14 protein-coding genes and 1 pseudogene are annotated in these 13,857 nt (G+C 68.1%); 8 read left to right on the top strand and 7 right to left on the bottom strand.

Features of this window, described 5'->3' with window-relative positions:
• Positions 1-68 precede the first annotated feature (68 nt).
• Complete coding sequence (locus tag FHD68_RS08120) at positions 69-785, top strand: SDR family oxidoreductase (RefSeq protein ID WP_127899324.1); 717 nt, start codon at positions 69-71, stop codon at positions 783-785.
• Here FHD68_RS08120 and coaD read toward each other — a convergent pair.
• From coaD to FHD68_RS08105, 3 genes are all read right to left on the bottom strand, one after another.
• Complete coding sequence (gene coaD / locus FHD68_RS08115; protein ID WP_045999505.1) at positions 782-1,273, bottom strand: pantetheine-phosphate adenylyltransferase; 492 nt, start codon at positions 1,271-1,273, stop codon at positions 782-784. The two genes, FHD68_RS08120 and coaD, sit on opposite strands and share 4 nt — an antisense overlap.
• A gap of 91 nt (positions 1,274-1,364) precedes the next feature.
• A complete protein-coding gene (locus FHD68_RS08110; protein ID WP_045981159.1) occupies positions 1,365-1,826 on the bottom strand; it encodes a CBS domain-containing protein in 462 nt (153 codons plus the stop codon).
• A 55-nt stretch (positions 1,827-1,881) separates the two neighbouring features.
• Entirely contained in the window at positions 1,882-2,793 is a 912-nt protein-coding gene (locus tag FHD68_RS08105; RefSeq protein ID WP_045999506.1) for a LysR family transcriptional regulator, read from the bottom strand.
• A gap of 100 nt (positions 2,794-2,893) precedes the next feature.
• Here FHD68_RS08105 and FHD68_RS08100 point away from each other — a divergent pair, with 100 nt between their 5' ends.
• The 7 genes from FHD68_RS08100 to FHD68_RS08070 all read left to right on the top strand — a co-directional run bounded on the left by FHD68_RS08100 (position 2,894) and on the right by FHD68_RS08070 (position 9,514).
• Positions 2,894-4,393 carry a CoA-acylating methylmalonate-semialdehyde dehydrogenase gene (locus FHD68_RS08100; RefSeq protein WP_139085511.1) on the top strand — a complete coding sequence of 500 codons (1,500 nt, stop codon included), beginning with the start codon at positions 2,894-2,896 and terminating at the stop codon, positions 4,391-4,393.
• A 118-nt stretch (positions 4,394-4,511) separates the two neighbouring features.
• On the top strand, positions 4,512-5,654 hold the full coding sequence (locus FHD68_RS08095; RefSeq protein WP_127898169.1) for a carboxylate-amine ligase: 1,143 nt from the start codon (positions 4,512-4,514) through the stop codon (positions 5,652-5,654).
• 75 nt (positions 5,655-5,729) lie between these two features.
• Entirely contained in the window at positions 5,730-6,875 is a 1,146-nt protein-coding gene (locus tag FHD68_RS08090) for an acyl-CoA dehydrogenase family protein (RefSeq protein ID WP_127898168.1), read from the top strand.
• A gap of 1 nt (position 6,876) precedes the next feature.
• Positions 6,877-7,884, top strand: coding sequence for an enoyl-CoA hydratase/isomerase family protein (locus FHD68_RS08085; protein WP_139085509.1), 1,008 nt, complete (start codon positions 6,877-6,879; stop codon positions 7,882-7,884).
• Positions 7,881-8,750 carry a 3-hydroxyisobutyrate dehydrogenase gene (mmsB, locus tag FHD68_RS08080; protein ID WP_139085513.1) on the top strand — a complete coding sequence of 290 codons (870 nt, stop codon included), beginning with the start codon at positions 7,881-7,883 and terminating at the stop codon, positions 8,748-8,750. Before FHD68_RS08085 ends, mmsB begins: the two co-directional genes overlap by 4 nt.
• Before the next feature lie 81 nt (positions 8,751-8,831).
• Positions 8,832-9,083, top strand: coding sequence for a hypothetical protein (locus tag FHD68_RS08075; protein ID WP_127898166.1), 252 nt, complete (start codon positions 8,832-8,834; stop codon positions 9,081-9,083).
• 98 nt (positions 9,084-9,181) lie between these two features.
• A complete protein-coding gene (locus FHD68_RS08070; RefSeq protein ID WP_164871406.1) occupies positions 9,182-9,514 on the top strand; it encodes an RcnB family protein in 333 nt (110 codons plus the stop codon).
• On the opposite strand, the gene recN is transcribed toward FHD68_RS08070, so the two are convergent.
• The 4 genes and pseudogenes from recN to FHD68_RS18965 all read right to left on the bottom strand — a co-directional run.
• Positions 9,511-11,157 carry a DNA repair protein RecN gene (gene recN / locus FHD68_RS08065; RefSeq protein WP_045981150.1) on the bottom strand — a complete coding sequence of 549 codons (1,647 nt, stop codon included), beginning with the start codon at positions 11,155-11,157 and terminating at the stop codon, positions 9,511-9,513. The genes FHD68_RS08070 and recN overlap by 4 nt on opposite strands.
• Before the next feature lie 28 nt (positions 11,158-11,185).
• Positions 11,186-12,034 carry an outer membrane protein assembly factor BamD gene (locus tag FHD68_RS08060; protein ID WP_127898164.1) on the bottom strand — a complete coding sequence of 283 codons (849 nt, stop codon included), beginning with the start codon at positions 12,032-12,034 and terminating at the stop codon, positions 11,186-11,188.
• Positions 12,035-12,169: 135 nt separating this feature from the next.
• Positions 12,170-13,105 (bottom strand): UDP-3-O-acyl-N-acetylglucosamine deacetylase, encoded by a 936-nt coding sequence (gene lpxC / locus FHD68_RS08055; protein ID WP_127898163.1) that lies wholly within the window; start codon positions 13,103-13,105, stop codon positions 12,170-12,172.
• Between the two features lie 227 nt (positions 13,106-13,332).
• A pseudogene (locus FHD68_RS18965) lies at positions 13,333-13,857 on the bottom strand (cell division protein FtsZ); the annotation flags it as partial.

The raw sequence follows: 13,857 nt of genomic DNA, 5'->3' as shown, positions 1-13,857 counted from the left end.
CCGCGGGACGGCGACGGATGCCCATGCGGGCGGGCCCGTCACAGGATAGGCGATCACGGGAGAAAATGATGAAAAGCATTCTGATCACGGGCGCCGGCAGCGGCATCGGACAGGCCACGGCGCGGCTGTTCCTGGACCGCGGCTGGCGCGTGGGGCTGATCGGTCGCAGGCCCGAACCCCTGCACCAGACCGCCGACGGGCATGACGGCGCGCTGGTCCTGCCCTGCGACATCACCGACGACGCCGCGGTCGAGGCGGCATTCGCGCAGGCCGTCCGCAGCTGGGGCCGCCTGGATGTCCTGTTCAACAATGCCGGACGCGCCGCCCCGCTGGCCGATCCCGACCATCTGTCGCCGGACGATTTCCGCGACGTGATCGCGACCAATGTGACGGGCATGTTCCTCTGTGCGCGCGCGGCCTTTGCGGCGATGCGGGCGCAGTCGCCCCAAGGCGGGCGGATCATCAACAACGGCTCGGTCGCGGCCCATGCGCCGCGGGCGGGGTCGGTCGCCTATACGATGTCCAAGCATGCCGTGACCGGCCTGACGCGCAGCCTGTCGCTGGACGGGCGCGCGGTGAACATCGCCTGCGGCCAGATCGACGTGGGCAATGCCGCGACGCAGTTGCTGCGCGAGGCCGCCGCCCGCGATCCCGATGCCGAACCGGTGATCGACGTCGCCACCGTGGCCGATGCCGTCTGGCACATGGCCACGCTGCCACAGGGCGCGAACGTTCAGTTCATGACGCTGATGGCGACCAACATGCCCTTCATCGGGCGCGGCTAGCCATAGCGGCGCAGCAGCGCGTCCGCGACCGGGGGGGTGACGAATTTGGACACGTCCCCGCCCAGGCGCGCGATCTCCTTGACCAGCTTGGAGGCGATGGCCTGGCGCCGGGCGTCGGCCATCATGAAGACGGTCTCGATGCTGCTGTCCAGAGCACGGTTCATGCCGACCATCTGGAATTCGTACTCGAAATCGGCCACCGCGCGCAGGCCGCGCACAATGATGCTGGCACCCACGTCGCGGGCACAGTCAATCAGCAGGTTCTCGAACGGGTGGACAACGATCTCTCCGCCGGTCTTGGCCACGATGGCGTCGCATTCGGCCTGAACCATGGCCACGCGCGCCTCCAGGTCGAACAGCGGGCCCTTGTCGCGGTTGATCGCGACGCCGATCACCAGACGGTCGACCAGCGCCATCGCACGCTGGATGATGTCGATATGTCCAAGCGTGATCGGATCGAAGGTTCCGGGATAAAGGCCGATGCGCATGGATGTCGCGTCCTTGGGGTCATGGTCCTGACCCCAAGGCAAACCGCATTTGACCCCAGATTGCAAGATCGTGAACGGCTGCGACGATGCGTCAGCTGCCCATGATCATCCCGGTCAGGGCTTCCTTTTCGGCCGCCAGTTCCTTCAGGCGCCCGCTGACCGCATCACCGATCGAGATCACGCCCAGCATGTCGCCCTGACCGTCCACCACCGGCATGTGGCGGAACCGCCCCTGGGTCATGCGCTCCAGGATGGTCAGCGCGTCCTCTCCGGTGGTGCAGGTCTGAACCTGGGTGGTCATCACGCCGCTGACGGGCTGGGACAGCACGTCGGGTCCGTGCTTGCCCAACTGACGGACGATGTCGCGTTCGGACAGGATGCCTTCGGGCCTCCGGCCATCGGTGGACACGACCACCGCGCCGATGCGCTTTTCGGCCAGCAGCGTCGCGGCCTCGCCCAGGGTGGTGGTCGGCGCGATGGTCACGATCGTCGCGGAATCGATCCACGGCTTGGCATTGTCGGACTTCATCGACAGCAACTGTTTGACCAGCATCACGGGCCTCCCTCGGACTTGTTCCCCTTCATCATTTTCGCCAAATCGGTTCGCGTCAAGTGCGACCATCGGGGGCCGCGGAAAGCTGCCCCTCCAGTCGGGCGACCTCGGTGCGGATGCCTTGGGCTACCGCCTCGGCCAGCAGGGTCAGCCGGCGCGAAGCGCGGTCGTCGGCATGCCGGATCAGCCAGAAGCTGCGTTTCAGCGCGATGCGTCCGGTCAGCACGCGGCGCACCCCCGGGGCAAAGGGGATCGCGAAATCATGCACGATGCCAAGGCCCGCCCCGGCGCGCACGGCCTGCATCTGCACCGCCACGGAATTGCTGCTGATCTGGGCCGCCTCGACCCCCGTCGCGGACAGATAATCCAGCTCGCGGTCGAAGATCATGTCCGGGATATAGCTGATCATCCGATGCCCGCGCAGATCCTCCAGCCGGTCCAGCGGCGGGTGGCGCGACAGGTAGTCGTCATGCCCCGCCAGGTGCAGGTGATAGTCGACCAGCCGCTGGACCATCAGCCGCCCCGTGTCGGGCGGCGACACGGCGATGGCCATGTCGGCCTCGCGCCGGGTCAGGTTCACGACGCGCGGCAGGGCCACGATCTGGATCTCCAGCCCCGGATGGGCGGCGCACAGGTCGCGCGCGACCTGCGGCAGCAGATAGTTCGCGCAGCCGTCGGGCGCCCCGATGCGCAGCTGTCCCGACAGGCCCGCATCCCCGCTGACGGCCTCGGCTGCGGCGGTGGCGGCGCGTTCGGCGGCCTCGGCCGGGGCCATCAGGCGCGACCCTTCGGCGGTCAGCTGATAGCCGCCGGGCGTCTTGAGAAACAGCGCCGCCCCAACCGACGCCTCCAGCCGTGCGATGCGGCGGCCGACGGTCGATGCGTCCATCGCCAGCCTGCGCCCGGCGCCCGAAAGACTCTCGGCCCGCGCGACGGCCAGAAAGATGCGCAAATCATCCCAATCCATCGCCGTCCTTTGCAAAAACGCAAAACCCTTTTGCCAGCATTCCCCTTTCTTCCGCAAATCCGCAAGACTAGGCTGCGCCCAACAGTTGCAGGAGGACGCGATGAAAGAGATACATCACTGGATCGACGGCAAGGAATACAAGGGCACCTCTGGTCGGTTTTCCGACGTCTACAACCCCGCCACGGGCGAGGTTCAGGCCCGCCTGTCGCTGATCACCAAGGCCGAGATGGACGACGCCATCGCCCGCGCTGCCAAGGCCCAGATCGCATGGGGCGCCACCAATCCGCAGCGCCGCGCCCGCGTGATGATGGCCTTTGTCGGCATGATCAACCGCGACATGGACAAGCTGGCCGAGGCCCTGTCCAGCGAACACGGCAAGACCTTCCCCGACGCCAAGGGCGACATCCAGCGCGGGCTGGAGGTGATCGAGTTCTGCATCGGCGCGCCGCATCTGCTGAAGGGCGAGTTCACCGACAGCGCCGGCCCCGGCATCGACATGTACTCTATGCGCCAGCCCCTGGGCGTGGTCGCGGGCATCACGCCCTTCAACTTTCCGGCCATGATTCCGCTGTGGAAGATGGGCCCGGCCCTGTCCGCCGGCAATGCGATGATCCTGAAACCCTCCGAGCGTGACCCCTCGGTGCCGCTGATGCTGGCCAAACTGCTGCAGGAGGCGGGCCTGCCCGACGGCGTGCTGCAGGTGGTCAACGGCGACAAGGAATCGGTCGACGCGATCCTGGACAGCGAGGTCATCCAGGCCGTGGGCTTCGTGGGCTCGACCCCGATCGCGCAGTACATCTATGAACGCGCCGCCGCGACCGGCAAGCGCGCGCAGTGCTTCGGCGGTGCCAAGAACCACATGATCATCATGCCCGACGCCGACCTGGACCAGGCCGCCGACGCGCTGGTCGGCGCGGGCTACGGGGCTGCGGGCGAGCGCTGCATGGCGATCTCGGTCGCGGTGCCGGTGGGCGAGAAGACCGCCGATGCGCTGATCGAGAAGCTGATCCCGCGGATCGAAAGGCTGAAAGTCGGTCCCTGGACCGCCGGCAACGACATCGACTACGGCCCGGTCGTGACCAAGGCCGCCAAGGAGAACATCCTGCGCCTGGTGCAGTCGGGCGTGGATCAGGGCGCTGAGCTGGTCGTCGACGGCCGCGACTTCAACCTGCAGGGCTATGAGGACGGCTTCTTCGTCGGACCCCACCTCTTCGACCGCGTGACCCCGGACATGGACATCTACAAGACCGAGATCTTCGGCCCGGTCCTCTCCACCGTCCGCGCCGCGACCTATGAGGATGCGATCAAGCTGGCGCTCGACCACGAATACGGCAACGGCACCGCGATCTATACCCGCGACGGCGACACGGCGCGCGACTTCGCGAACCGCATCAACATCGGCATGGTGGGCATCAATGTGCCGATCCCGGTACCGCTGGCCTATCACACCTTCGGCGGCTGGAAGAAATCGGGCTTCGGCGACCTGAACCAGCACGGCCCCGATGCGTTCCGCTTCTATACGCGGACCAAGACCGTGACGGCGCGCTGGCCGTCGGGGATCAAGGAAGGCGGAGAGTTCAACTTCAAGGCCATGGACTGACGCTGGAATCGGCCCTTCCGATGCGGGGGGCGCTGCGCGGGGGGGCCGGGGGGCAGCCAGCCCCCCGGCACGTCGCGGGACGCAAGCCCGGCGCGTCCATGGCAACCAGGACGGACCCATGACGACCGATCGCGACCTCACCCCCGACTTCACCTTGGGCATCGAGGAGGAATATCTCCTCGTCGACGCCGACACACTGCAGCTGGCCGCGGCCCCCGAGGCGCTGATGCAGGCGCTCACGGCCGATCTGGGCGAGCAGGTCAGCCCCGAATTCCTGCGCTGCCAGGTCGAGATCGGCACCCCGGTCAGCGCCGACATCCGCGCCGCGGGCGATCACCTGCGCCACCTGCGCGGCACCGTCGCCCGGCGCGCCGCGGAACATGGGCTGGCGCCCATCTCGGCCTCCTGCCACCCGCAGGCCGACTGGCGCGAACAGGATCATACCGACAAGGACCGCTACAACCAGCTGTCGCGCGACATGGGCGGCGTGGCGCGGCGCATGCTGATCTGCGGCATGCATGTCCATGTGGGCATCCCCGACCCCGCGCAGCGCATCGACCTGATGAACCAGCTGGCCTATTTCCTGCCGCATCTGCTGGCCTTGTCCGCCTCCAGCCCCTTCTGGATGGGCGAGGATTCGGGCCTTGCCTCGTACCGCACCACGGTCTTCGGCGACATGCCCCGCACCGGCCTGCCGCCGCAGATGGGCAGCTGGGACGAATTCGAACGCTCGGTCCAGGCCCTGACCGACCTGGGCATCATCGAGGACAGCAGCAAGATCTGGTGGGACCTGCGCCCCAGCAGCAAATACCCCACGCTGGAGACCCGCATCTGCGACGCCTGCCCGCGGATCGAGGATGCGCTGACCCTGGCTGCCCTGATCCAGACCACCTTGCGCATGTTGTGGCGCCTGTCGCGCGGCAATCAGCGCTGGCGGCAGTACGAGCCCTTCCTGCTGGCCGAGAACCGCTGGCGCGCGCTGCGCTATGGCACGACCGAGGGGCTGATCGACTTTGGTGCCGGGCGGATCATCCCGTTCGACCAGATCGCCGACGACTGGCTGGGCCTGATCGCGCAGGATGCCGACGCGCTGGACTGCCAGCCCCATGTCGCCCGCCTGCGAGACATGGTGGCGCATGGCACCGCGGCCGAGGCGCAGCGCGCCGTCCATGCCCGCGCGCGCCAGGCCGGGGTCGACCGCGACGACGCCTTGCGCGCCGTCACCCGCCATCTTGTGCAGGAGTTCACCCGCGACCTGTAACCGCTTGCAACACTGTCGCAACATCTGGCAATTAAACACCTGTTCAATTCAGACCGGTCCGGGGAGGGGCTGCCGATGGATTTCGCACTGACCGAGGAACAGCAGGCCATCTTCGACATGGCCCGCGATTTCGGGGCCGACCGCATCGCGCGCCATGCGCAGGACTGGGAACGTCAGGGCACCATCCCGCGCGACCTCTGGCCCGACGTGGCGGCCCTGGGCCTGGGCGGCATCTTCGTCTCCGAGGATCACGGCGGCACGGGGCTGTCGCGCCTGGACGGCACGCTGGTCTTCGAGGCGTTGTCGATGGCCTGCCCCTCGGTCGCGTCCTTCCTGTCGATCCATAACATGTGCGGCGGCATGATCGACAAATTCGGCACCGATCAGGCCCGTGACCGCTGGCTGCCCGACCTGTGTTCGATGACCCGCATCTTCAGCTATTGCCTGACCGAACCGGGTTCCGGGTCGGACGCGGCCGCCCTGCGCACCCGCGCCGACCGCGACGATCAGGGGTGGCGGTTGAACGGAACCAAAGCGTTCATCAGCGGCGGCGGCTACAGCGACGTCTATGTCGCCATGGTCCGCAGCAGCGGCGACGGCCCCAAGGGGATCAGCACCGTCATCGTCGAGAACGGCACGCCGGGCCTCTCCTTCGGGGGGCTTGAGGACAAGATGGGCTGGCGGTCCCAGCCCACGACCCAGGTCCAGTTCGACGACTGCATCCTGCCCGCCGACAACCTGCTGGGCGAGGAGGGGCGCGGATTCTCCTACGCCATGGCCGGGCTGGACGGCGGGCGCCTGAACATCGCCGCCGCCGCCCTGGGCGGCGCGCAAGCGGCGCTGGACCGGACGCTGGCCTATATGGGCGACCGCCGCGCCTTCGGCAAATCACTGGACCAGTTCCAGGCCCTGCAGTTCCGCCTGGCCGAGATGGAGACCGCCCTGCAATCGGCCCGCATCTTCCTGCGCCAGGCGGCGTGGAAGCTGGACCAGGGCGCGCCGGACGCGACCAAGTTCTGCGCCATGGCAAAACTGCACGTCACCGACCGCGCCTTCGAGGTCGCGAACCAGTGCCTGCAGCTCCATGGCGGATACGGCTATCTGGCCGATTACGGCATCGAGAAGATCGTGCGCGACCTGCGCGTCCACCAGATCCTGGAGGGCACGAATGAGATCATGCGCCTGATCATCAGCCGCGCCCTGTTGGCGGAAAGGGCCTGACATGGACGACCTGACCATCCGCACCGCCGGGCGCGCCGGGCGCATCACCTTTACCCGGCCCAAGGCGCTGAACGCCCTGACCCATGCCATGGCCCGCGCCATCCACGACGCTTTGGACGGGTGGCGCGACGATCCTGCGGTCGCGCTGGTCATCATCGATGCCGAAGGGGACCGCGCCTTCTGCGCCGGGGGCGACATCGCCGCCGTCTATCACGCGGGCCGCGCGGGCGATCACCAGGTCGGGCGCGACTTCTTTCGCGACGAATACCGCATGAACGCGGCCATCGCCGATTTTTCCAAGCCCATCGTGGCTTTCATGCAAGGGTTCGTCATGGGCGGCGGCGTGGGGGTGGGCGGTCATGCCAGCCACCGGATCGTCGGCGACACGACGCGCATCGCGATGCCCGAAAGCGGCATCGGCCTGATCCCCGACGTGGGCGGCACCTGGCTGCTGGGTCGCGCGCCGGGGCGGATCGGTGAATACCTTGCGATGACCGGGGGTCGGATGACGGCAGGCGACGCGATCCATGCCGGCTTTGCGGACATGTACATTCCCGAAGCGGACTGGCAGGGCCTGATCGCCATGCTGGAGGACAGCGGCGACGTGACCGGCCTGCGCGGCCACCCTGCCCCCGCGGCGACGCTGGACCGGCGCGACCTGTCCGCCTTTGGTGGCCGCACCCTGGCCGATATCACCGCCGCGTTGCAGGAGGCGGGCGACGACGAAACGCTGGAGGCGCTGCGGCGCAATTCGCCGCTGTCGATGGCGGCAGGGCTGGCGATGGTGCGTGCGGCCCGCGGCGACGATTGCATGCAGCAGTCGCTGTCGCGCGAATACCGCTTTACCGCCCGCGCCACGGCCGAAACCGATTTCCTGGAGGGCGTGCGCGCCCAGATCATAGACAAGGATCGCAAGCCCGTCTGGCGCCGCGACGCGTCCGATGACACGCTGCGCGCGATGCTGGCCCCGCTTGGGGATGACGAACTGCAATGGGAGACTTCAGAATGAAGATCGGCTTCATCGGACTGGGCAACATGGGCGCGCCCATGGCCGCCAACCTGGCTGCCGCGGGACATCAGGTCACGGGTTTCGACACCGCGGCCCCCGCCCCCGCGGGCGTGACCCTCGCCGCCAGCGCGACCGAGGCGGTGTCGGGCGCGGATGTGGTCTTCACCATGCTGCCCAATGGCCAGATCCTGCGCGACGTGGCCGGCCAGATAATCCCCGCCATGCAGCAGGGCGCGGTCCTGTGCGACTGTTCCACCGTCGACGTGGACAGCGCACGCGACGTGGCGCAGGCAGCCCGCGCAGCGGGGCTGGGTGCGCTGGACGCGCCCGTCTCGGGCGGCACCGGCGGCGCACAGGCCGGCACGCTGACCTTCATGGTGGGTGGCGCCGAAGCCGATTTCGCCACCGTCCAGCCGCTGTTCGCGGTCATGGGCCAGAAGGCCGTCCATTGCGGCGACGGCGGCGCCGGACAAGCGGCCAAGATCTGCAACAACATGATCCTAGGCGTCACCATGATCGCCACCTGCGAAGCCTTTGCCTTGGCCGACAAGCTGGGGCTGGACCGCCAGAAGATGTTCGACGTCGTGTCGACCAGTTCGGGCTATAGCTGGTCGATGAACGCCTACTGCCCGGCGCCGGGCGTGGGCCCTGTCAGCCCCGCGGACAACGGCTACAAGCCCGGCTTTGCCGCCGAACTGATGCTCAAGGATCTTGGCCTGTCCCAGCAGGCGGCCGAATCGGTCGGCGCGCAGACCCCGATGGGGGCGTTGGCGCATCAACAATATGACGACTTCGTCACCCGCGAAGACGGCCGAGGACAGGATTTTTCGGCCATGCTGCCCCGATTTACGGCGCGGAACGGTTGATCGGAACAGGTTGTTAACCCCTGCCGTGGTGATATGCGGTGGCGAGCCTGCGAACGGGGTGCAGCCATCATGGACCGGATCTTGCGACGTCTCTCCACCGCCCTGCTGATCGGCGCATGCGCGCTGGTCCCTCAGGACGGCTTTGCCCAGCAGCGCCCCACCGTCGGTGAGGTGCCGGCGCCCGAACAGGTTCGCCAGATCGACAAGCCCGGCGCCGTGGGCCTTGGGCCGCAGCTGCCGGGCAGCGTCTATGCCGTCGTATCGGGCCATCTTGTCCGCATCCAGATCGGCAGCGGCAAGATCCTGTCGATCCTGCGGCCCCTGCCCGACTGAACGTGGCAGTTCCGCATCGGCATGCCTGCCATGCGGCGTCGCAGCGGAACCGGTCAGGCAATCCCGGGTTGACCCGTTGTAACTGATCCGAGGATATGATGACGCCGCTGCACCCCCTTGCCGCCGTGGCGGCCGGGACAATGCTCGGCCTCGCCGCCCTGACCGCCCCCAACACCACGCCGACCCGTGGCCTGCAGGCCGTGCCGGCATGTACGACGGAATGTCTGGGCGGGCATGCAACCATGCCGATGGTCGGTGACAGCGTTCCCGAGGACCAGCTGCATCGTGTCAGCGCACCGGGTCGCTATGGCCTGTCTCAGGCGCCCGATGGCGACAGCTATGCCGTGGTCGGTGGCCATCTGGTGCGGATCGATGCAGATGACGGGCGTATCCTGTCGGTTCTGCGACCCGCACCGCGGATTCTGGACTAACCGTCCAACAAGGCGCGCGCAGCCTCGGTGGCGGCGTCGGTGACACGGTCGCCCGACAGCATGCGCGCGATCTCGGCCACGCGCTCGGGTTGGGGCAGCGGCGTGACGGTGGAGGTGGTCATCCCGTCCGTCACGGATTTCGACACGCGGAAATGCACCGCGCCCAAAGCCGCGACCTGCGGCGAATGAGTGATGACCAGCACCTGCGCACCATCCGCCAAATTCTGCAGACGGCGGCCGACGGCATCGGCGGTGGCCCCGCCGACCCCGCGATCGATCTCGTCAAAGATCATGACCAGCGCGTCGTTCCCCCGCGCCAGGCAGACCTTCAGCGCCAGCAGAAAGCGGGACAGTTCGCCACCGGAGGCGATCTTGTCCAGCGGTCCCGACGGTGCGCCCGGGTTGGTCGCCACCGTGAACGCGACGGTATCGCGCCCGTCCGGCCCGGGTTCGGCGGGCGACACGACGGTGCGAAAGACCGCACGTTCCATCTTCAGCGGCACCAATTCAGCGGTCACGGCGCGGTCCAACCGGGTCGCGGCCTCGGTCCGGGCGGCGGTCAGCGCATCGGCCGCGGCATCATAGTCCGCCTGAGCGTCCCGCGCGGCACGGCGCAGGTCGCCCATCCGCGCCTCGCTGGCGTCCAGACGCTCCAGCCGGTCGCGCAGTTGCTGCGCCAGCCCGGCCAGATCGTCGGGCAGGATGTCATGCTTTCGCGCCAAGGCACGCAGCGCGAACAGACGCTCCTCGGTCGATTCCAGCGCGTGCGGATCGAAATCCAGCGCGGCCAGCGTGTCCTCGACCCCGCGGGTGGCCTCGCCCAGCTCGATCAGCGCGCGTGACAGGGCGGCCAGGGGCTCGTCCAGTCGACCTTCGGCCTGCTCGGATGCGCCCTCCAACCAGCGCGCGGCGTCGACCATCGCGCCTTCGGCACCGTCTCCCGCCAGCATCTGCAGAGCGCGCGCCACGTCATCCCGGATGCGCTCCGCGCCCTGCATGGCGCGGCGCGCGATGTCCAGGCGCTGTTCCTCGCCGGGTTCGGGGGCCAGCTTGTCCAGTTCCGCCACGGCGTGGCGCAGGAACTCTTCCTCCTGCCTGGCGGCGGCCAACGCGGCCTCGGCCTCGGCCAGCGCCCGGTCCGCATCGCGCCGTGCGGCCCAGGTGCGGCGGACCGCCGACAGGTCCATCGCGCCGAACGCGTCCAGCAGGGTGCGATGCCCGCGCGGATTCAACAGCCCGCGGTCGTCATGCTGCCCGTGCAGCTCGACCAGGACCTCGGACAGCTGCCGCAGAACCTCGCCCGACACCCGGCGGTCATTGACCCAGCCCGTCTTGCGCCCATCCAGCGTGTTCACGCGGCGCAGGATCAGTTCGTCGTCATCGATCGTGATCCCGGCCTCGGCCAGCAGGGCGCGGGCGGGATGAACCTCCGGCAGGTCGAACACCGCCTGAACCTCGCCCTGCGCCGCCCCCTGGCGGACCAGTTCGGCGCGGCTGCGCCAGCCCAGAACGAACCCCAGGCAATCCAGCAGGATGGACTTGCCAGCGCCGGTTTCTCCGGTCAGCACGTTCAGGCCGGGGCCGAACGACAGCTCCAGCCGGTCGATCAGCAGCATGTCGCGGATGTCCAGCGATCTCAGCATGGGCCACGGCCCCTGCGCACGGCCTGCATTACAGCCAGCGTCCCTGGATGGTCTGGCGATAGACGTCGGTCAGCCAGCTGTCACCGCGCACCTCGGCCGACAGGCCGCGGCCGCGCAGCTGCCGGAACGCGTCGTCATAGAAGGGCGAGGACTGGAAGTTGTGTCCCAGGATGGCGCCCGCCGTCTGCGCCTCGTCCAGCAGTCCAAGGGCCAGATAGGCCTCGACCAGACGCAGTAGCGCCTCGGGGGTCTGGGTGGTCGTCTGGAACTCCTCGACCACCACGCGGAACCGGTTCACCGACGCCGCGTAATGCCCCTGCTTCAGGTAATAACGCCCGATCTCCATTTCCTTGGCGGCCAGGTGATCGAACGCCAGGTCGAACTTCAGGATCGAACTGCGGGCATATTCGCTGTCGGGATACTGCTCGATCACCGTCCGCAGCCCCTGCAGTGCCTGAAAGGTCAGGCCCTGATCGCGACCGACGTCATCGATCTGATCGTAATAAGACAGCGCCAGCAGATACTGTGCATAGGCCGCATCCTCATCGGTCGGATAGGTGTCCAGGAACCGCTGCGCCGCGCCGCGGGCCTCTTCGTAATTGCCCGCCTTATGGTTGCCATAGGCCTGCATGATCAGCGCGCGCTTGGCCCATTCGGAATAGGGATACAGCCGCTCGATCTCGCTGAAATAGACGACGGCATCCTCGGGATCGCCGCTGTTCTCCAGCTCGAACTCGCCCCGCTTGTAGATTTCCTCGGCCGTAAAGCGGTCCAGATTCTGCTTTTGCGCCGCGTCCCGGTTGCCGCCGCAGCCAGTCAGGACAACGCCCGCCAGCACCGCAGCCACCACCGAAGCCGAGATTTTCGAGCCCGCCATCTTTATCCTGCCCTACGATTTGCCGATGCGCTGCCCGCACGCGGGCGGCGCTGCCGGGATCCTCTAGCACAGAACATCAGGGGGCGCAAAATGGCAATCCGTTGAATTCGGCCAAGGTCCCGGCGCCCCGCGCCGTCACTCGGCCGCAAAGGCCGCGGCAAGTTCGGGACGTGCATAGTCGGCGACACCCGCACCCGGCAGGCGGCCTTCCAGCTCGGGCGTGCACCGCTCCCAAGTCCATGCAGTGGGGTCGGCGAACAGCGCCCGCAGCAGGCGGTTGGTCATCGCGTGGCCCGCACGGTGGCCGGTATAGCGCGCCAGCAGCGGCGCACCGGCCAGCGCCAGATCGCCGGTGGCGTCCAGCATCTTGTGGCGCACGGCCTCGTCCGCGTGACGCAGGCCGCCCGGCGACAGGACGCGCCCGCCATCGACCACGACCGCGTTCAGATAGGTCCCGCCCAGGGCCAGGCCGTTGCGGCGCATCGCCTCGACATCCGACGCGCGGCAGAAGGTGCGGCTGTCGGCCAACTCGCGCAGGAACGCGCCATTGGCCATGTCCAGACGCTTTTCCTGATGCCCGATCGCGGCGTCGGTAAAGTCGATCTCGAAATCGATCTCCAGGTGGTCGGCGGGCGACAGGCGGGCAAAGGCTTCGCCCTCGCGGACCTCGACCGTGCGCAGGACGCGGATCGCGCGCAGCGGTGCGGCCTGACGCGCGATGCCGGTGTCCAGGATCGCGTCCACGAAGGGCGCGGCCGAACCGTCCAGAATCGGAATTTCGGGCCCATCGACGGTGATCAGCGCGTTGTGGATACCCGTGCCGGCCAGCGCAGCCATCACGTGCTCGACCGTCGAGAGGGTCACACCCAAACCGTTGTCCAGCAGCGTGCACAGCTTGGACGGCGTCACATGGTCCCACAATGCCGGAATGTCGACCGCAGGCGACAGGTCGGTGCGGCGAAAGACGATCCCGTGGCCGGGCTGTGCGGGATGCATGACCAGACGCGCGGGCGCACCGGAGTGGAGCCCGACGCCCTGCAATGTCACCGTGTCTTTCAGCGTCGCCTGCATGATCTGCCTGCCTTCGGATTCGTCGTGGGGCGCACCTGCCCCTTCTGTCACTCCAGCTAGGTCTGGCAGTGAACGCATTCAATTAACGTTTTGTAACGGGGTGAAACATTCCCCTGCCCTGCCCTGCAACCCGATGGCCGTTTTCGCCCAAGAGGTTGACTGGCAAAGGGAAAGGGCCGCTTTGAAGCGGCCCTTGCAACCAGTGGATGTGCCGGTTTCGTGATACGTCAGTTGGCCTGACGGCGCAGGAAAGCCGGGATCTCGACATTGTCCTTGCCGTTCGAGTCGGGGCTGGCCAGATCGTCGAAGTCGGTGTCGTGCTGACGGGCGCGGACGGCGACGCGGTCGTTCACACGCTCGGCGATCGAGGATGCGGCCGGCTTGGCGCCGCCCGGCTGGTCGTTGCCATGGCCTGCCATGCGCTCCAGCATGCGGCCCAGACCGCTCATCCGGCTGGTGGCGGGCTGTGCAGGCTGCTGCTGCGGCTGTGCGGGGACGCGACCGTGGTTGTCCACGGCGCGGCGCAGGCGGTCCATCACCTCGGGTGCGGGCTGGCCGGCACGCGGGGACTGCGGCGCACGGGGCGCGACAAAGGCCGACGCGTCGTCGTCGATGCGCACGGCGTTCTGGCGGGCGCTGTCCTTCGGCTGATAGGCCGGCTGCGGCATGTCGTCCTCGGCGCGCGGGTCGTGGCGCGGGGCCTCGACGCGGGCCGTCTCGGCAGAGGATGCGATCGGGGGCGCCACGCGGCG

Source organism: Paracoccus marcusii (assembly GCF_006151785.1).
GTDB lineage: Bacteria > Pseudomonadota > Alphaproteobacteria > Rhodobacterales > Rhodobacteraceae > Paracoccus > Paracoccus marcusii.
Note: the sequence above shows the minus strand (reverse complement) of the source record. Positions and strands in the feature narration are given on the sequence as shown.